We start from the raw sequence: 18,538 nt of genomic DNA, 5'->3' as shown, positions 1-18,538 counted from the left end.
GCCGCGGCCGTCGCCGCCGTGGCCGCGCCCCTCGTGGTCGTGGTGGCCGGTGTGCGGGTGGTGGCCGTGGCAGCCCTCATCGCCGTAGCCGCGCATGGGCTCGTCGAAGCGCTCGGCCGGGTGGCCGGGGCGCCCGGGAGCGAAGCCGCGGTGGCGGTTGCGGCCGAAGCCGTCGTGGACGTCGGGGTCGAACGGACGCGGGCGGCCGCCGAAACCAGGCCCGAAGCCCCCGACGCCCGGGCGGAAGCGGGGGCCGAACCCGGGGCGGCCGAAGCCACCGAACCCGCGCTCGCGTCCGGTGGCGTTCTCGTCCCAGCCGAGCTCGCGGGCGATGGCCTCGAGCGAGCCGGTGAGGGCAGCGTAGGCCTCGTCGTCGCCGACGGCGGCGACCACACGCGCGCGGAGTCCGTCGACGATGGCGCCGATGCGCTCCTTCTCGGAGCGGCCGAGGTCGGTCAGGACCCACGTTCCGTCGCCCTGCTCCTCGAGCCAGCCGCGTTCCTCGAGGCCGCGGAGGCGCTTGCCCTTGCGGGCGAGACGCTCACGGAACTCGGGGGCGTCGATGTCGCCGGACAGCACATTGAGCACCATCCAGTCGCGTCGCGTGAGGCCCTCGGCCTCGAGCGCCGTCGCGAACTCGCGCGTCAGCAAGGCGTCGACCGCGCGCAGCCAGTAGCCGAGCGGACGGTTGCCGGTGGGGACGTCGTTCTCTTGGTTGTCACTGATGTCGTTCATGGGGAAGTCCTTTCGGGGGCGGCTCGAGGGGCCGCCGAGTGATACATGTCGAAGTGCATGCAAATGCAGTGTGACATGTATTCGATATCCATGTCAAGTCGCATGTAAATTGGACTCATGCCGTCCACTCCCGCCGACCCATCCGACGCGATCGCCGCCGCCCTCGCCCGCCTGCGCGGACGACGAGGCCCCCGTCCGCCGTGGATGGACGGTGCAGGCCCGCACTCCTCGGGCCCGCACGCGCACGGCCACGCCGGTCCGCACGGCCATGACGCCGACGGCTCGGAGCACGTCCACCCCGATGGCTCGATCCACGGCTTCGCGGGCCGTGGCGGCCGCGGCGGTCCCTGGGGCCGCGGGGGACCGGGGCCGGGCTTCGGCGCACCGCCGTGGGCCGGAGGGGGCCGCTTCGGCGGCCCTGCGCGCATGAGGCTGCTCGAGGCTCTGGCCGCAGCATCCCATCCGCTCTCGGTGGGCGAGATCGCCGATGCCGTGGGCGTCGATCAGCCCCGGGCGTCGCGGCTCGTGCAGCAGGCCGTCGAGCTCGATCTCGTGCGGCGCGAGGCCGACCCCGACGACGCCCGCCGCACGCGTGTGGCGCTGACGGATGCCGGCACCCGCCTGGTGCGCGGGTTCCGCGGTGAGCGGCGCGAGGCGATGGATTCGGCGCTCGCCGCGTTCACCGACGCCGAGCGTGCCGAGCTCGCGCGCCTGCTGACGAAGCTCGCCGACTCCTGGCCCGGCGCGTCATAGCGTCGGCTCAGCGTTCCCGTCGACCTCGATTGAGGAGCGTTGCCCAGTTGCGGAGCCACACGCCGATCCTGCTCCGCATTTCGGCGGAGAACCTCAACTGAGGATGCAGAGACCGATCCTGCCCGCACTTCGGCGCAGAACCTCAACTGAGGATGCAGCGACCGCGGCTGCCCCGCATTTCGGCGCAGAACCTCAACTGAGGATGCAGCGACCGCGGCTGCCCCGCACCTCGGCGCAGAACCTCAACTGAGGATGCAGCGACCGCGGCTGCGCCGCACCTCGGCGCGGAACCTCAACTGAGGATGCAGGGCCCGCGGCCGGCCGGCACGAGTCGTGCGCGACGCGCGGACCCGGAGGGGATCAGAAGCTGGTGACGAGGTCGCCGAGCACCGCCTCGAGCTTCGACGGGTCGGTCGCGTCGTAGTAGTGCGCACCCGTCGCGCTCGAGATGGACTGCAGCGTGGCCACGTCGGCGTCGGCGCCGTAGGCGAGCGTGAAGATGAGCACCGGTGTGGCGTGGTGCATGTCCTTCAGGTTCGCGAGCATCTGGTCGGCGCTGATCGTCTCTGCGTTCGGGGCGTCGTTCTCGCCGTCCGACAGCAGCACGATGGCGTTGATGTGATCGCTCGACCACGCCGCCGCCTGCTGCGCCGCGAACGTGTCGACCGCCTGATAGAGCGGGGTGTCGCCCATCGAGGTGAGGCCGCCGAGCGCACCGAGGAAGCCGTCGCGCGACGAGCCGATGTCGGCGACCGGAGACACGAGCCCCGGCACCATGGCGCCGTCGGGCGCCTGCGCGAAGGCCGCGAGGCCCACATCGTCGCCGTTGGTGAAGTGGCCGACGGCCGCCTCGATCGCCTTGCGGGCCTGGGTGAGCTTCGTGTCGCTCGCAGAGATGGGCTCGTCCATCGAACCCGACACGTCGAGGAGGAAGAGCACGTTCGCGCGCTTGCGGACGTCGGGGAACGACGCCTGCACGGCGGTGACGACGTCGGCTGCGGGGAAGGCGAGGGTGCGGCCCTGGTCGCCGTCGAGCCGCCCGACCTGCTGGACGCCCTCGTCGAGGTCGCGGTTGAGGTCGCGGTAGCCCGCGGCGCGCACGGCCGCCTGACCTTGCGCGGTGTGCGTGAAGCGGATGAAGTCCGCCGCCGCCTCCGACTCGACCGGGTCGATCCACGCGCCCGTGATGCGCATGACCGGGTTGTCGGCCGAGTAGTAGCCGTCCGCAGGATAGATCGGCACGAGCTGCTCCGCCGGCGGGTCGGCCTGCGTGCGCGTGATGCCGTCGCGACTCGTGATGCCGCGGTTGTAGTCCCACACCGACTTCTCGTCGACGATGACCGCCGAGAGGAAGTCGGCAGCGGAACCGGATGCCTCGGCCTGGCGCGCGTGCCAGAGGAAGTGCTCGGGCGTGGCCATGTAGTGGCTCGTCGCCAGCTCGTTCTCATGCACTTCGGCCTGCACGGCGGGGTCCCGCACCTGGGCGGCGGTGAAGTCCGTCATCGATCCCGCGGCCGTGCCGTAGGAGGCGAACATGGCGGCTTCGCCGCTCGTCGCGACGAGCGGGCTGGTCTTGCCGAGCTTGAACGCGCCCCACTCGGGGTGGCCGAGACCGCTCCAGAGGTCGGGGTCGCCCGCCGACTCGAAGATCTCGGCCCAGGTCGGGGCCTCGGCATCCCACCCGATCGCGGACGCGAGGTTCTCGGGCATGGCGAGCACGATGTCGGAGACCGCGACGCTCGTGCCGTCGGCGCGAAGGATGGTGGCGCCGTCGGCCTGCGCGACGTCGACCCAGGTCGACGAATCGGGCAGCCAGACGGTGGGCTTCTGGTCGTCGGCGAGGTTCGGGAAGCCGGTCGCGACGACGGCGGCGGCCACGCCCGACTTCTCGCGGCTGGTCGTCACCGTCACGCACGAGCCGGCCACGTTGCGCGGCTGACTGTTGTACGCGGCCGCGAGTCCTTCGACCATCTCGGCGTTCTCGAACGAGGACAGCACGTTGACGGTCGCGCAAGGCTGCGCGCCGGCGGCGGTGGCGGGCTCGTCCTCGGGGAAGACGATGGGCTCGGCGACGGTCGGCGCTTCGGGAGCGGGATCGGCGGCCGGCTGTTCGGCGCCGGCGAGATTCGAGACGATCGCGTACGACACCGAGCCGATCGAGCCGACCAGCACGACGATGCCGACGATGGTCGTCGCCATGATCGCCTGGCGGCGGCGCTTGCGACGGCGTTCGCGGCGCTCGTCGATCGCAGACGGCTTCGCGGACTTCGCTGCCGCAGCGGGGGTCGAGAAAGTGGGAGAAGGGGTCGGCGAAGAGGCCGAGGGTGTCGGTGTTGTCTTCGGGTCGGAGGTCTGGCCCCTGCGGGGGCCGGGGACGTCCTCGTCGCCGCGCGTTCCATCGCGCATGGGAGCATCCTCAAAGCGGGTGCGGCCGTGAAGCCGGGCGGGGGGTCACCGGCCGGGTAGTCCGGTCAGGCGACAGCCTAGCCCGGGTGCACGTGCGAGACGAGCGCGAGAAGATCGTGAGATCACCGTGCAGCGGTGTTCAGCATGCCGATCAGAACCGCCGACCACCAGGCGGTCTGCGATACGACGGCGCTCCAGACGCACCACAGCTTCAACCGGGCCGGCAGCGACGAGAAGCGCACGCGACCAGGGAGCCGGTCGAGTTCGTCGGTCAGCCGCGTCATGGAGACGCCGTTCATCGCGGCCACCAGCACGGCGATCATCTTGATCGCGGTGAGCGGCTGGGAGAGATCGGGCTGGAGGAAGGCGCCGGTCACGAGCAGGCCTGCGATGCCCAGCCAGGCCAGAGCGGTCACGGGGGGCTCGGTGCGGCGCATGTCGTCGAGCGACGTGCGGCGCAGCATCCAGAGCAGTCCGCTCATCTCGAGCAGCACCGCGGCCCCGAGGCCGACGATCACCGATGCCAGGTGGCCGAACAGGGCCGGCGCGTACAGCCCGTCGTGCGGCACGACCGACGTGCCGATCCACAGCGACAGCAGCCACGCGATCAGCACCCACCAGTACCCGATCGCGCGGCGGTGACGCGCGGCGCGCAGGCGCTCGGCGCGCTCAGCGCGCACGCGCGGACGCGGGATCGGCGGGGTCGTCACGGTGCCTCTCGGGTTCGGCGAGGTGAGGGACGCGTGCGCGACGACCCCCCGTGCGCATGCAGCCCGAAAGCGAGGGTATCCGATGCGGTGGCTGTCGGGACCGGGGGCGCCGGTCCGCGGGGGTCAGCGGCCGATGTCTTGGGGTCGCAGCTTCACGGGCAGCAGGAGCAGCAGCCCGACGAGCAGCACGATCACGATGCCGAGGATGCCGTAGTGCGTCGCGCCGAACGCCGCGATGAACGTCGCCCACAGCAGCGGCGAGAGGAAGCTCATCACCCGACCGGTGGTCGCGTAGAGGCCGAAGACCTCGCCCTGCATGCCGGTCGGTGTGACGCGAGCGAGCAGCGACCGGCTCGACGCCTGCGCCGGGCCGACGGCGGCCGACAGGATGATGCCGCCCACCCAGAACACCGGCTTGCCGCCCTCGCGGAGGAAGAAGACGAACAGGGCGCTGACGATGAGGATCGTGAGCGCCGTGATGATCACCGCGCGTGCGCCGAAGCGGTCGTCGAGACGGCCGGCGATGATCGTCGAGACGCCCGCGACGAGGTTCAGGGCGATGCCGAACGCGATGACCTCGGTCGCGCTGAACCCGAACGACACCGCGGCCAGCACGCCGCCGAACGCGAAGACGCCGGCGAGGCCGTCGCGGTACACCGCGCTCGCGATGAGGAACCAGAAGGTGGGCCGGTGCTCGCGGAAGAGCGCGACGATGTCGTGCACGAGCACGACGTAGCCCTCGAAGAAGCCGACCTTCCTGCGGTCGGGGTCGGCCGGCGACTCGGGCACGAGGAAGACGAACGGCAGGGCGAAGAGCACGGTCCACACCGCCGCGCCGACGGCGATGAGGCGGTAGGCGAGGCCGTCCGAGACATCGAGGCCGAACCACTCGAACTGGTTGAGGACCACGACGATCGCGAGCGCGATGATGCCGCCGATGTAGCCCATGCCCCAGCCGAGCCCGCTGACGCGGCCGATCGTCTTCGGTGTCGAGACCTGCACGAGCATCGCGTTGTAGTTGACGCCCGCGATCTCGGACGAGACCGACCCGAGCGCGACGAGGACAGCGCCGAGCCAGAAGAACTGCGGCTCGGAGTACACGAAGAAGAGCGCGAACTGCAGGAACGCCAGCACCGCGGTCGCGCCGACCACCCAGCGCTTCTTCGTGCCCGCTGCGTCGGCGCGCTGGCCCAGCACCGGGGCGAGCAGGAGGATCAGGATGCCGGCGGCGAAGGTGACCCAGCCGTACCACTCCGACAGATCGGCCAGGGCGCCGCAGTACGCGGTCGCCGAATCCGCGGCGCTCGAGCACGCCATGTCGCCGTCGGCGTTCTGCGTGGCGACGTCGGGCGGCAGGAACGCGTCGGAGACCAGGTACAGGGAGACGAAGACGAAGGTGAGGATCACCGAGTTGAAAGGCTGTGTCGCCCAATCCCAGAGCGCCCACGCGAACACCCGCCGGCGGGGCACCGGCGTGTCGTCGAGACCGCCGGTGTTCAGGGCCGCGGTCGACAGCACGTGCTCGGTCGAAGCGCCGGGATCCGCCGGTGAAGCGGGCTCCGACGGAGTGCCGGGCTCGTCGGAGCCGGGGGCGGGAGAGCTCATGTCGGTCACACTAGGGCCCTTCGGTGAACTGGTGCGCAATCAAAGTAGCGCTAGGGAGCGCCGGGGTGGTTTGCTTCGTTCATGACAGGGGATCCCTCGCCCGAGACGAAGTTCAACGGCCGTCTCGCCATCCTTCTCGCCATGGCGATGTTCGTGCTCGTCGTCGACACGTCGATCATGAACGTCTCGATCTCGGCGGTGGTGAAGGAGCTCGGCACGACCGCCAGCGGCGTGCAGGGCGCGATCGCCCTGGAGGCCCTCGTCTCCGCGGCCTTCATCCTCATCGGCGGCAAGACCGGCGACCTCATCGGACGCAAGCTCGCCTACATCCTCGGCCTGCTCGGCTACGCCGTCGGCGCGGTCGCGATGACGTTCGCGACGAGCCTGACCGCCGTCATCATCTTCTGGGCGGTGATCGGCGGGATCGGGGCATCCCTTCTCCTCCCGTCGATGCAGTCGCTCATCCACGGCAACTTCGCGGGCGCCCACCAGAAGCGCGTCTACGCGCTGGTGGGCGCGTCGGCCGCGATCGCCGCGGCCGTCGGCCCGCTGCTCGGCGGGTTCATCACGACGTTCTGGTCGTACCGGGTCGCCTTCGGCCTCGAGGCGGTCATCATCGCGGTCGTGCTGCTCGGCGCCGGCCTCGTGAAGGACGTCAAGTACACCGGCGACCGCTCCATCGACCTCGTTGGTGCGGCCCTCTCGGTGATCGGCATGGGCGGCGTCGTGCTCGGCATCCTGGTGTGGCAGGAGGGCGGGGGCTACGTCGGCATCATCATCGGCCTCGGCGTGGTCGCGCTCGGCGGCCTGGCGTGGTGGCTCAACTCGCGCAAGAAGAAGGGGAAGCCGGTCCTCCTGGACCCTGCGCTGTTCTCGTCGAAGCCGTTCCGCACCGGCGTGAGCGGGCAGCTGCTGCAGCAGATCGCCCTCGGCGGCACGATGATCGTGCTGCCGCTGTACCTGCAGATGGTGCTCGAGTACAACGCGCTGCAGGCCGGTCTGTCGATCGCGCCGCTGTCGCTCAGCATGTTCGCGGTCGCGATCTGGGCAGGACGCCGCGCCAAGGGGCGCCCCGCGAACCTCATCCTGCTCGGCTTCTCGCTCGCCGCGGTCGGCCTCATCGCCATCGTGCCGCTGGTGCCCGCCGCCGACACCGGGTGGTGGCTGACGATTCCGCTCATCATCGCCGGCTCGGGCCTCGGCCTCCTGGTCTCGCAGCTCAACAACTACACGCTCTCGCCGATCTCCGACGAGCGCGTCAGCGAGGCCGCCGGCGTCAACTCCGCCGCCGGCTCTTTCGGCCTCTCGTTCGGCCTCGCGTTCGCGGGCGCCATCATGCTGGCCACCCTCGCGGCGTCGTTCACCTCGCTCGCGTACTCGAGCACGGTGCTGACCTCCGAGCAGCAGGAGCAGGTGGCCACGGTGCTCGAAGAGGACGCCGAGCTCATGTCGAACACCGGGCTCGAGCAGCTTCTCGCCGACGAGCCGCCGGAGGCATCGGCGGAGGTGATCCGCATCAACACCGACGCCCGCCACATCGCGCTCCAGGTGGCGCTGCTCATCCCGATCCTCGCGGCGGTGCTCGGCGTGCTCAACGGCTTCCGCATGCGGCGCCTGCCCGACCCCAAGCCGAACGAGGCCGTGGAGGGGATGCTGGGCGGGTGAGCCGGCGCACCGACCGCGGACTTCTGGTGAGGGTCTGCGGACCCTCGCTCACGCGATCTGAAGGCAAGTTGAGCCGAGTCGTATCAACTTTGATTTGACGGATGCTGCACCCCGGGCGTATGGTTGAGCCATCGCGACTCAACCTCATGGTGAGACGCGAGAAGACTTCCCTGTAACCCCGGGTGGCGGCATCCGTCCGCGCCCATATGAAGGAGAGATACACATGGCACGTGCTGTTGGAATCGACCTCGGTACGACCAACTCGGTCGTGAGCGTCCTCGAGGGCGGCGAGCCCAAGGTCATCGCGAACGCCGAGGGCTTCCGCACGACCCCGTCGGTCGTCGCCTACACCAAGGACGGCGAGGTGCTCGTCGGCGAGACCGCCAAGCGCCAGGCCGTCACCAACGTCGACCGCACCGTCTCGTCGGTGAAGCGCCACATGGGCACCGACTGGGGCTTCGACGTCGACGGCAAGCGCTGGACGCCGCAGGAGATCTCCGCGCGCATCCTCCAGAAGCTCAAGCGCGACGCCGAGCAGTACCTCGGTGACACCGTGACCGACGCCGTCATCACCGTTCCCGCGTACTTCAACGACGCCGAGCGCCAGGCCACGAAGGAGGCCGGTGAGATCTCGGGCCTCAACGTCCTGCGCATCATCAACGAGCCCACCGCGGCCGCCCTGGCCTACGGCCTCGACAAGGGCAAGGAGGACGAGCTCATCCTCGTCTTCGACCTCGGTGGCGGAACGTTCGACGTCTCCCTGCTCGAGGTGGGCAAGGACGACGACTTCTCGACGATCCAGGTCCGCGCGACCGCCGGTGACAACCGCCTCGGCGGCGACGACTGGGACCAGCGTCTCGTCGACTACCTGATCAAGCAGTTCAAGGACACCACCGGTGTCGACGTCTCGGGCGACAAGATCGCGCTGCAGCGCCTCAAGGAGGCCGCCGAGCAGGCGAAGAAGGAGCTCTCCTCGTCGACCAGCACCTCGGTCAACCTGCCGTACCTCTCGCTGACCGACTCGGGCCCCGTGTCGCTGTCGGAGACGATCACGCGCGCCAAGTTCGAGGATCTCACCAAGGACCTCCTCGACCGCACCAAGAAGCCCTTCGAGGACGTCATCCGCGAGGCCGGCATCAAGGTCGGCGACATCGACCACGTCGTGCTCGTCGGCGGCTCGACCCGCATGCCCGCGGTGTCCGAGCTCGTGATCAAGGAAGCCGGCAAGGAGCCCAACAAGGGCGTGAACCCGGACGAGGTCGTCGCCGTCGGCGCCGCCCTGCAGGCCGGGGTCCTCAAGGGCGAGCGCAAGGACGTCCTCCTCATCGACGTGACCCCCCTGAGCCTCGGCATCGAGACCAAGGGCGGCATCATGACGAAGCTCATCGAGCGCAACACCGCCATCCCGACGAAGCGCTCGGAGACCTTCACGACCGCCGACGACAACCAGCCGTCGGTGGCGATCCAGGTCTTCCAGGGCGAGCGCGAGTTCACCCGCGACAACAAGCCGCTCGGCACGTTCGAGCTGACCGGCATCGCTCCGGCGCCGCGCGGCATCCCGCAGATCGAGGTCACCTTCGACATCGACGCGAACGGCATCGTGCACGTGTCCGCCAAGGACAAGGGCACGGGCAAGGAGCAGTCGATGACGATCACCGGCGGCTCGTCGCTGCCGAAGGACGACATCGAGCGCATGGTGCGCGAGGCCGAGGAGCACGCCGCCGACGACAAGAAGCGTCGCGAGGCCGCCGAGGTGCGCAACCAGGCCGAGACCCTCTCGTACTCGATCGAGAAGCTCATCAAGGAGAACGAGGACAAGCTTCCCGCCGAGGTGAAGACCGAGGTGCAGGGCGACGTCGATGCTCTCAAGACTGCGCTCGCGGGCGAGGACGACGACGCTGTGAAGGCCGCGTTCGACAAGCTGAACCAGAGCCAGGGCAAGCTCGGCGAGGCGATCTACGCCTCGAGCCAGGCTTCGCAGTCCGCTCCTGATGCTGCGGCCGGCGACGCCGGTGACGGGCAGGCGCCGACCGACTCCGATGAGGACGTCGTCGACGCCGAGGTCGTGGACGAAGAGGACGAGAAGAAGTAACCATGGCGAACAAGGACCACAACCCGGAACCGGTCGAAGAACCGGGCGACGGCGACGAGGTCCGGCCTGAGGGTGTGGGGTCGGAGGCGAACGCCTCCGGCCCCGCGCCGCAGGACGGGCAGGACGACGAGCTCACTGTCGACGACATCATCGGCGCTGCGCAGAACGCCGACGCCGCGGCCGAGGACGCCGTCCTCGCCGACCTCGAGTCGCAGCTGCTGAACGACCTCAAGCGACTGCAGGCCGAGTACGCCAACTACCGCCGCCGCACCGAGGAGCAGCGCGAGGTCGAGATCGAGCGCGCCCAGGGCGCGGTCGCGAAGGGCATCCTCCCGGTGCTCGACGACCTCGACCGCGCCGAGAAGCACGGCGACCTGGAGCAGGGCTCCGCCTTCGCGGCGATCGCCGAGAAGCTCCGCGGCGTCGCCGAGCGCATCGGGCTCACCACGTACGGCGCCACCGGCGAGGCGTTCGATCCGCAGCACCACGAGGCGATCTTCCAGGTGCCGACACCCGGCGCGACCGAGACCACGATCGTCGAGGTCGTCGAGATCGGCTACCGCCTCGGCTCGGTGGAACTGCGTCCGGCGAAGGTCGTCGTCGCGGTTCCCGCCGAGTAGCCCGAAGGAGGCTCCATGGCCAGTCAGGACTGGTTCGACAAGGACTTCTACTCGGTGCTCGGCGTCTCCAAGGACGTCAGCGAGGCGGACCTCAAGAAGACGTATCGCAAGCTCGCGCGGAAGTACCACCCCGACTCCAACCAGGGTGACGCGGCCGCGGAGGCGAAGTTCAAGGAGGTCAGCGAGGCGTACTCGGTGCTCTCCGACGCGGAGCAGCGCAAGGAGTACGACCAGATCCGCGCGATGGGCTCGGGCGCTCGATTCACGTCGGGTGGCCCGGGCGGCGCCGGGGGCTTCGAAGACGTCTTCTCGATGTTCAATCAGGGCCGCGGCGCTCGGTACCAGAGCGCCGAGGACTTCGACGACATCTTCGCGATGTTCAACCAGCAGCAGGGCGGCAGCGGCTTCGGCTCCGGGCGGTTCGGGCAGCCGAGCGGCGGTTACCGCGGCTTCGGCGGCCCGACGCGCGGTGCCGACGTCACGGCGCGCACGACCATCGACTTCGTCACGGCGACCAGGGGCGAGACCATCACGCTGGCGGGCGAGGACGGCAAGCCGTTCAAGGTGAAGATCCCCGCCGGTGTCTCGGACGGGCAGAAGATCCGGCTGCGCGGCCGCGGGCGTCACTCGCCCGACGGCGGCGAGAACGGCGACATCGTCGTGCAGGTCACCGTCCGTCCGCACCCGGTGTTCACGCGCGACGGGCTGAACCTGCGCGTCACCGTGCCCGTGACGTTCACCGAGGCCGCGCTGGGCGCCACCATCGAGGTGCCGACGCTCGGCGGCGATCCGGTGCGGCTGCGCGTCGCCCCGGGCACGCCTTCCGGCCGTGTGCTGCGCGTCAAGGGCCGCGGTGTCGAGACGGCCAAGGGCACGGGCGACCTCCTCGCCGAGGTGCAGGTGGCTGTGCCGTCCCACCTCGACGAGGCCGCGCGCGAAGCGCTCGAGCGCTTCCAGAGCCTCGAGCCGAAGGAGAATCCGCGCGCCGATCTCATGGCCAAGGCGCAGGGCTGACCGATGTACACGGCCGTTGAGCGAGCGAAGCGGGTCGACACGCCCCGGACCCGGCGCCGGTGGCCGGCTCGAGGCGGTTCGGCTCGCTCGTTCGTCGCTCGCTCAACGACCGGGGACGAGGAGGTGACGAGATGACCGAGCACGACATCGACGAGGATGCCCCGATCTTCGCGATCGCCGTCGCCGCCGAGCTGTCGGGCATGCATCCGCAGACGCTTCGCCAGTACGACCGGCTCGGATTGGTCGTCCCCGCCCGCACGCAGGGCGGATCGCGGCGCTACTCGCTGCGCCACGTGGAGCAGCTGCGCGAAGTCGCCCGCATGTCGTCGGACGGCATCGGCCTCCCGGCGATCGTGCGCATCCTCGAGCTCGAGAACCGCGTGCAGGAGCTGCACAGCCGCGTCCGCGACCTCGAGGACCGCATGCGCGCCGAACTCGAGAAGCGACCCGGCGCCCGCGTCTTCGCGGCCGGATCCACCGGCTCCGTCGTGACGCTGCGCCATGGCACGCGCGTCCGCCGGGCGACCGAGGTCGTGGTGTGGCGTCCGCGCGCGTCGCTCGCGCAGCAGAGCGAACCTCCCGACGAGAGCCCGGCGGGCTGACTCACCGAAGAGGGAGGGGACGGATGCCGTCCCCTCCCTCTTCGCGTGCGTTCGCGGCGGTGCGTCAGACGCGTCGCGCGCGTCGGGCGGCCAGCAGCACGCCGAGGGCGATCAGGCCGACGGCTCCGAGCGGGACGAGGGGCGAGAAACCGCCACCGCCCGTCGCCGGAAGCGGGCGGGTGGTCGCGGTGTTGGTCAGCGTCAGCTCCGCCGTCTGCGGGACGCGCACCTCCGACATCGGCAGCGTGACCTTGCCGTCCTCATCGGGGACGAGGGCCTCGCCGTCGACCGTCCACGTCGGCGTCCCCCAGTCCACCCCCGGGATCGACGGCAGGTCCGCCTCGCGTGCTTCGATGACGGTGCCGACCGGGAAGTACGGCGACGTGATCGTGACGTTCGGCTCGAGCTCGATGCGGGGCTGGGCGACACCGTCGAGCCACCAGTCGGCCGGGAAGGTGGTCCCCGCGGGCACCGACGACGCACCGCTGCCCGCGACGACCTTCGTGACGGCCCAGCGGGTCATCGCGACGACGGAGTTCGTCACTTCGAGCACGGGAGGCGTCTCGCCCGGCCCGATCTCGACGAAGCTCGCCGGGCTCCACGTCGTCTCGCCCCACTCGTAGCCCGGCGGCAGCGCGGACGCGTCGGGCTCCTCTTCGAGGAGATTGACGATCGTGCCGATCGGGAAGGAGATCGGGTCGCCTTGGCCGTCGACCGGACCCGCCGGCGTGCCGTCGGCAGGCAGCTCGAACCGGCCCACCAGCACGTCGCGACTCGGCAGGTGCGCCACGTAGTCGATCGTGAACGAGTCGACGAGAAGGTCGTCCGGATCGATGCCGTCCATGTTCTTCTGCACGAGGAATGTTCCCTCGATGAGTGACGCGTCGTTGGTCAGCGTCGCGTGCACCACGGCCTGGTCCTCGGCGCCGATCGTGAGCTGTTCGAGGTCGAACGCGGCGCCGAGCCAGGAGAGGTACCCGATGGCCGGCGCGACCTGCTCCTCATACGTCACGACGGTGCCGTAGGGGAACAGCAGCGGCTCGCCCGCGTCGTCGACGGGGCCGACCGGCGCACCGTCGCCGGGGACCCGCAGCACGCCCTGCTGGATCACGTCCTCGGGCTCCGTCGTCGGGAAGTACGCCGTCCACGCGACGGTGAACTCGAGGCCCGGGGGCACCTGGTCGGGCGGGACGCCGTCGAACTCCTTCGAGATCGTGAAGGTGCCCTCCTTGAGCGCGTTCGCCACCTCGATCTCGATGTCGGTGGTCGAGTCGGGCGGCAGGGGGATGTCCACGACGTCCCCGAAGCCGTCCGGCTGGTACGCCGTCGTCACGCCGTCGACCGTGACGTTGAAGACGGGCGGCACCCAGTCGTCGACGTTCGCCACGGTCTCACCCTCGAACGTCGGCGCAAGCTCGGCCAGCTCCAGCGTCTCGGCGCCCGTCTCGAGGTCCTCGATCAGCTGGGGCTCGCCGACCGGCAGGGGAAGGGTCGCCCGCTCGGGGGCGGGGTTCGTGTTGTAGGTGACCTCATAGCCGAACCGCGGGTCCGCGGCCGAGCCGGTCGCGGACTTGACGATCGTGATCGTGCGGCCGTCGTCGGTCGGGGTGACGAGGTTCGTCAGCTCGACGTCCACCGTCATGTCTGCCTCGGTGATCACGAACGTGCGCCCGGGGTTCCACCCGATGCCGCTCCAGTCGTACCCCGGCGGCGGATCGATGCCGTCGAGGTCCTCGGTGAGGATGATGCGGGTGCCCACCGGGAAGGTGATCGGAGCGCCGTTCCCGTCGACCGGGACGACGGGCGCGCCGGTGAAGGGCACGTTCATCGTGCCGGTGCCGATCTGCTCGCCGCCGTATCGGGCGACCCACGTCACGGGCACCGTCCCCTCGAGGACCGGAGGTTCGCCCGACGGATCGTCGATCGACTTCGAGACGCTGAAGGTGCCCGTCAACCGGGTCGCCGTGTTCGTGACGACCACCTGGGCGGTGCCGGTGCCCACGATCAGCGGGTTCGGTTCGATCTCGACGTCGCCCCACGCCCAGCCGGGAATGGTCTCGGGCGTGATCTCCTCGAAGGTGATCTCAGTGCCCGCCGGGAACCGTTCGCCCGCGGGGACCGGAGTGCCGTCGGCCGGCACCTCGAGTGAGCCGAGCGTGACGTCGCCGTCCGGGTCCACGGCGCGGTAGTTGACGGTGAACGTCGCTCCCTCGGGAAGATCGCCGGGCTGGATGCCGCCCGACAGGGCCTTGCGCACCACGAAGGTGCCGCTGGCGTCGTCGCACGAGATCTCGCCGGAGAAGAGGAACGAGTGGACCTCGCCGCCCTGGATGATGACGTTCTGACCGATCACCTGGCCGTCGAGCGGGGCTGCGTTCACGGTGACCGAGGCGTTCGGCGCGTAGATCGAGCCGTCGATGCGGGCCTGGCCGGCGGTCACGGTGACGTCGCCGGTCAGCTGTGAGAGGTCCCACACGATGTACGGCGAGTGCACGCCCTGGGGATCCGCCCGCGCGCCGATCACCTCGGTCGTGCCGGCGGGCACCCGGATGATCAGCGGATTCGCCACGCCGGGCGTCGGCCCCGGGGAGAACTGGATGAGCGACGCGCCGGCGATGTCGGCGTAGTCCACGATGTTCGGCTGGTCCGGGCTCAGCTCCTCGAGGACGACGCGGTCGCCCGCGTCCTCGGCCACGCCGACGTGGTAGCCGACGCCGGTGGTGGGGTCGGCGATGTCGTCGAAGCAGCTCGACGCCTCCTCCCACGACGCGTCGCGGTTCGCCTCGACGTAGTCGGCGACCGCGGTGGCGGAGGTGTTCGCCGTGTAGATGCTGCCGTTGCCGGCCGCACCGGACGGGGGCGCAGCATCCGCCGGGTACTGCTGGTGGGTCGCGTCGATCAGCGGGGTCTGGTCGACGTTGGAGGGGTTCTGGTTCAGGCGCAGCCAGTCGGCCCGAGAGAACGCCTGCCAGCCGCCGTCGCGCTGGACCATCTTGAGGTCGCCCCACAGCGCCGGGTCCGTCGTGCCGGCGCTCGTGATGGCGAGGATGCCAGTGCTCGCGGTGCTGTATTCGCCGACGAGGAACCGGGTGGGGTCGCCATCGACCGTCGGCAGATCGTAGTTCCCCGTGCCGGCGGAGACGTGGATGATCGTGTACTGCCCGCTGCTGCCCTGGACCGTGGCGGTCCCGCCGACCGCGATGCTGCCCTCGGTCTCCTGGTTCTGCAGCAGCGCATCTTCCCGGGCGTAGACCGTGAAGCCGCCCGCGATCGCGAAGGGGTTGACGGACTCGGGATAGGCGGCCGCCGCGGGCTGAGGATCGATCGCTCCGGCCAGGCCGGCTCCGGTGGTGGCCAGCAGCGCGGCCGTGAGGCCGGCGACGAAGCTGCGCATCCGGCGACGCGGGCGATCGAATACAGGCATGCGTGGGACCCCCTCCTCGCCCGCACGCGTCGGGAGCGCGGGGCACAGTCCTTCGACCCTATCTGGCCGTGCCAACCGGACAGTCGATCGATCTCGCGGTGGACGCTGAGCCGTCACATGATGGACACATTGCGACTCTCGACGACGACCGAGCCATCGCGCTCGCGTTCCCCGACATGATCGAGCACGTCGATGGACACTGCGGCGGGGCGGGTCGGCCACACCCGCCGCGAACCGGATAGCCCTCAGAGCACTCCTGCGTCGTACCTCGTCGCGCCGGCCACGACAGTGCGCACGACCCGGGCGGTCAGCAGCGACTCGGGACCGTCGGCGAACGGGTCGGCATCGATGATCGCGAAGTCCGCGGCGAGCCCCGCCTCGAGCCGCCCGCGCGTCGCGCCGTCGCCCACGGAGGCGGCAGCATCCCTCGTCGCATGTCCGAGCGCCTGGGCGAGCGGCAGGGCGAAGTGCGGGTGCCGCGGGGTGAACGAGTCGTCGAGCGCGGAGCGGCGGGTCGCCGCGATGTACATGTTCGGGAGGGCCTCGTGCGGTGCGGTGGGCGCGTCGGTCGAGAAGGCCAGCAGAGCACCGGCGTCGACGTACTCGGGCCATGCGAACGCGCGGTCCACGCGCTCGTCGCCGAGCATCGCGGCCCAGTTGTCGAAGATGGCCGGGTCGGCGTGCACGGGCTGCATGGATGCCGTCACCCCGAGTCGCGCCATGCGCTCGGCCGTGCCGGGGGAGGCGTACTCGAGGTGCTCGATGCGGTGACGACGCGGCCGGTCGCCGTTCACCTCGGCAGCGTTCTCGAGCGCATCGAGGGCGATGTCGCTGGCGAGATCGCCGATCGCGTGCAGCGCGACCTGCAGACCCGCCGCGTCGGCGGCGGCGACGACGGGCGTGATGTCGGCGAGCGACCAGATCGGCTGCGCGTTCGAGCCGTTGGAATACGGATGCCGCATCGCGGCCGTGCACGCATCGATGACGCCGTCGATCACGAGCTTGATGCCGACGATCCGCAGCCAGGGCGAGCGGACCGTCTCGGCGAGCTCGGCGGCCCGGGCCACCTGTGCGAGGTTGGCGGCCTCGTCGCCGGTGTTCTCGACGAACCAGTGGGCGGCGACGCGCACCGGCAGGTGCCCGCCGCGGCGCTCGGCTGCCCGCTGGAACGCCGCGAGTCCGAGATCGTCGAACGCCATGTCGACCGCTCCGGTCACGCCGGTGGCGGCGTAGGCGGCGAGCGTCCGCTCGACTGCGGCGTCGCGGGCCGTGTCGTCGGTCTGGTCCGCCAGGAACGCCCACACGTGCGTCTGCGCGGCCGTCTCGTACAGCATGCCGTCGGGCTCGCCGTCGGCGTCGCGGCCGATGCGCCCGCCCAGGGGGTCGGGGGTGTCGCGGGTGATCCCGAGCTCGGCGAGAGCCGCCGAGTTCACCCAGCACGAGTGGTAGTCGTTGGCGTCGAGGTAGACCGGCACGTCCGCGACCGCGGCGTCGATCATCGCGGCCGTGGGCGTGCCGCCGGGAACCGAGTCGAACAGCCATCCGCGGCCCAGCACGCGCGCGGCGTCGGGGTGGGCCGCCCGCGCCGCACGGAGGCGCTCCTGGATGTCGGCGAGCGTGCGGGCGTCGGTGAGCCCCACCCGCCCGAGGGCCTCGCCCATCATCACGAGGTGCGTGTGGGCGTCGGTGAATCCGGGAAGCAGCAGCCGGCCGTCGAGGTCGACGACGGCGGCCTCCGCTCCCGCCGCGGCGCGCGCGCCCTCCGCGTCGCCCGCGAACACGACCCCGTCGCCGGCGACGACGAGGGCCTCCGCCCAGGGCTCCGCGCCCGCGGTGAAGATGCGCCCTCCGGTGTAGATGGTGGCGGTCATGCGTGGAGCTCCTCGGTGTCTGCGGCAGCGGTCTGGACAGCGGCGTCGGCCGCGGCTGGGCCCACGCGCCCCGAGGCTCCGAACGACGCGCCAGCGGCGTTCGGAGAGGGCGTGGGGACCTTCTCCACCCTCGTCGAGATCGCCGCGACGATCGCCGCCGGGATCGCGAGCACGAAGCTCGCCACGCCCAGCACGACGGTGAATCCCTGGTAGCCGAACGCCTCGACGAGGGCCGCGCCGATGATCGGCGTGAGCGCCGACCCGACGAGGTACACCGCGAGCAGCGGGCCCGACCAGCGGCCGTCCGCGTCGAGGGCGGCCGAGGTGGAGACGAAGTACATGAAGGCGATCGCGTAGATGGTGTTCCAGACGATGAAGAGCGTGATGAACGCCGTTTGGTCGCCCGCGAAGCCGAGCGCGATCTTCAGTGCGCCGCCGGCGACGAGCAGCACCACGAGAGGGACCGCGCGGCCGAGCCGGTTGCCGACGATCATGAGCAGCACGGACCCGACGAGCCCGCCCGCGGTCGCGCCGCTGAGCGCAAGGCCCAGTCCCTCGGGGGTGAGTCCTGCCTGCTCCCCGCCCATGACGCCGGCCATGGCCCACAGCGAGTCCTCGCTCGCCGCCCACAGGGCGAAGGTCACCAGCAGCGCGAAGCCGGCGATCGTGACCGTGCGCGACGCGGTGCGTGCGCGGACGCTTCGCACGGCGCCCGTCTCGGGGATGGTGACCGGCATGGCTTCGGGCAGCGCGGCGGCCGCTTGCGGGTCGATGACGGGCGCCACCGGAAGCCAGCCGACCGCGACCAGGCCGATGAGGCAGAACAGCGCGAGGGCGCCGAAGACGTCGAGCGGCGCCAGGCCGATCAGCGGGATCACCGCGAGCACGATGGTGATGACCCCGCGATTCGCGAGACCGTTGAAGCCCGCGACGCGATCCGGGTTGCGGAACGCGGCCAGGGCGGCGCCCGCGGCGGCGACCGCGCAGCCCGCGCCGACGCCGCCGACGAGGAGCCCGGCGATCGCGATGCCCGCCGACGGG

General features: G+C 70.8%; 13 protein-coding genes. 6 read left to right on the top strand and 7 right to left on the bottom strand.

The window, feature by feature from the left end; all coding sequences use genetic code 11:
* A partial coding sequence (locus AC3A46_RS18305) for a MarR family winged helix-turn-helix transcriptional regulator (RefSeq protein ID WP_487666498.1) occupies positions 1-735 on the bottom strand: 735 nt, incomplete at its 3' end.
* Between the two features lie 117 nt (positions 736-852).
* On the opposite strand from AC3A46_RS18305, the gene AC3A46_RS18300 reads away from it, so the two are divergent.
* Positions 853-1,488, top strand: a complete 636-nt coding sequence (locus AC3A46_RS18300) for a MarR family winged helix-turn-helix transcriptional regulator (RefSeq protein WP_487666497.1) — start codon at positions 853-855, stop codon at positions 1,486-1,488.
* A gap of 360 nt (positions 1,489-1,848) precedes the next feature.
* Here AC3A46_RS18300 and AC3A46_RS18295 read toward each other — a convergent pair whose 3' ends face one another.
* From AC3A46_RS18295 to AC3A46_RS18285, 3 genes are all read right to left on the bottom strand, one after another.
* Entirely contained in the window at positions 1,849-3,894 is a 2,046-nt protein-coding gene (locus tag AC3A46_RS18295; protein WP_487666496.1) for a vWA domain-containing protein, read from the bottom strand.
* 122 nt (positions 3,895-4,016) lie between these two features.
* Positions 4,017-4,604, bottom strand: coding sequence for a hypothetical protein (locus AC3A46_RS18290; RefSeq protein WP_487666495.1), 588 nt, complete (start codon positions 4,602-4,604; stop codon positions 4,017-4,019).
* A gap of 123 nt (positions 4,605-4,727) precedes the next feature.
* The gene (locus AC3A46_RS18285; RefSeq protein ID WP_487666494.1) at positions 4,728-6,209 is read right to left on the bottom strand and encodes an MFS transporter; all 1,482 of its coding nucleotides are present in this window, start codon (positions 6,207-6,209) and stop codon (positions 4,728-4,730) included.
* 81 nt (positions 6,210-6,290) lie between these two features.
* Here AC3A46_RS18285 and AC3A46_RS18280 point away from each other — a divergent pair, with 81 nt between their 5' ends.
* From AC3A46_RS18280 to AC3A46_RS18260, 5 genes are all read left to right on the top strand, one after another.
* On the top strand, positions 6,291-7,874 hold the full coding sequence (locus AC3A46_RS18280) for an MFS transporter (protein WP_487666493.1): 1,584 nt from the start codon (positions 6,291-6,293) through the stop codon (positions 7,872-7,874).
* 223 nt (positions 7,875-8,097) lie between these two features.
* Entirely contained in the window at positions 8,098-9,966 is a 1,869-nt protein-coding gene (gene dnaK / locus AC3A46_RS18275) for a molecular chaperone DnaK (protein ID WP_487666492.1), read from the top strand.
* 2 nt (positions 9,967-9,968) lie between these two features.
* Entirely contained in the window at positions 9,969-10,586 is a 618-nt protein-coding gene (locus AC3A46_RS18270) for a nucleotide exchange factor GrpE (RefSeq protein WP_487666491.1), read from the top strand.
* A gap of 15 nt (positions 10,587-10,601) precedes the next feature.
* Positions 10,602-11,600, top strand: a complete 999-nt coding sequence (locus AC3A46_RS18265) for a DnaJ C-terminal domain-containing protein (RefSeq protein WP_487666490.1) — start codon at positions 10,602-10,604, stop codon at positions 11,598-11,600.
* A gap of 131 nt (positions 11,601-11,731) precedes the next feature.
* Positions 11,732-12,202: a heat shock protein transcriptional repressor HspR gene (locus AC3A46_RS18260; protein ID WP_487666489.1), complete on the top strand. Its 471-nt coding sequence runs from the start codon at positions 11,732-11,734 to the stop codon at positions 12,200-12,202.
* Positions 12,203-12,266: 64 nt separating this feature from the next.
* Here AC3A46_RS18260 and AC3A46_RS18255 read toward each other — a convergent pair whose 3' ends face one another.
* From AC3A46_RS18255 to AC3A46_RS18245, 3 genes are all read right to left on the bottom strand, one after another.
* Complete coding sequence (locus AC3A46_RS18255) at positions 12,267-15,626, bottom strand: collagen-binding domain-containing protein (protein ID WP_487666488.1); 3,360 nt, start codon at positions 15,624-15,626, stop codon at positions 12,267-12,269.
* Between the two features lie 245 nt (positions 15,627-15,871).
* Positions 15,872-17,497: an amidohydrolase gene (locus AC3A46_RS18250; protein WP_487666487.1), complete on the bottom strand. Its 1,626-nt coding sequence runs from the start codon at positions 17,495-17,497 to the stop codon at positions 15,872-15,874.
* Positions 17,494-18,538, bottom strand: a 1,045-nt coding sequence (locus AC3A46_RS18245) for an MFS transporter (RefSeq protein ID WP_487666486.1), incomplete at its 5' end; no start/stop codon positions are given. The genes AC3A46_RS18250 and AC3A46_RS18245, both read right to left, overlap by 4 nt.

The organism is Microbacterium sp. Soil_C_42 (genome assembly GCF_057656735.1).
Note: the sequence above shows the minus strand (reverse complement) of the source record. Positions and strands in the feature narration are given on the sequence as shown.

What these genes read in the sequence shown, in the direction of transcription:
- AC3A46_RS18300 (WP_487666497.1), top strand. Translation starts at nt 853, where the DNA reads ATGCCGTCCACTCCCGCCGACCCATCCGACGCGATCGCCGCCGCCCTC.
- AC3A46_RS18295 (WP_487666496.1), bottom strand. Translation starts at nt 3,894, where the DNA reads ATGCGCGATGGAACGCGCGGCGACGAGGACGTCCCCGGCCCCCGCAGG.
- AC3A46_RS18270 (WP_487666491.1), top strand. Translation starts at nt 9,969, where the DNA reads ATGGCGAACAAGGACCACAACCCGGAACCGGTCGAAGAACCGGGCGAC.
- AC3A46_RS18285 (WP_487666494.1), bottom strand. Translation starts at nt 6,209, where the DNA reads ATGAGCTCTCCCGCCCCCGGCTCCGACGAGCCCGGCACTCCGTCGGAG.
- AC3A46_RS18260 (WP_487666489.1), top strand. Translation starts at nt 11,732, where the DNA reads ATGACCGAGCACGACATCGACGAGGATGCCCCGATCTTCGCGATCGCC.
- dnaK (WP_487666492.1), top strand. Translation starts at nt 8,098, where the DNA reads ATGGCACGTGCTGTTGGAATCGACCTCGGTACGACCAACTCGGTCGTG.
- AC3A46_RS18255 (WP_487666488.1), bottom strand. Translation starts at nt 15,626, where the DNA reads ATGCCTGTATTCGATCGCCCGCGTCGCCGGATGCGCAGCTTCGTCGCC.
- AC3A46_RS18280 (WP_487666493.1), top strand. Translation starts at nt 6,291, where the DNA reads ATGACAGGGGATCCCTCGCCCGAGACGAAGTTCAACGGCCGTCTCGCC.
- AC3A46_RS18265 (WP_487666490.1), top strand. Translation starts at nt 10,602, where the DNA reads ATGGCCAGTCAGGACTGGTTCGACAAGGACTTCTACTCGGTGCTCGGC.
- AC3A46_RS18250 (WP_487666487.1), bottom strand. Translation starts at nt 17,497, where the DNA reads ATGACCGCCACCATCTACACCGGAGGGCGCATCTTCACCGCGGGCGCG.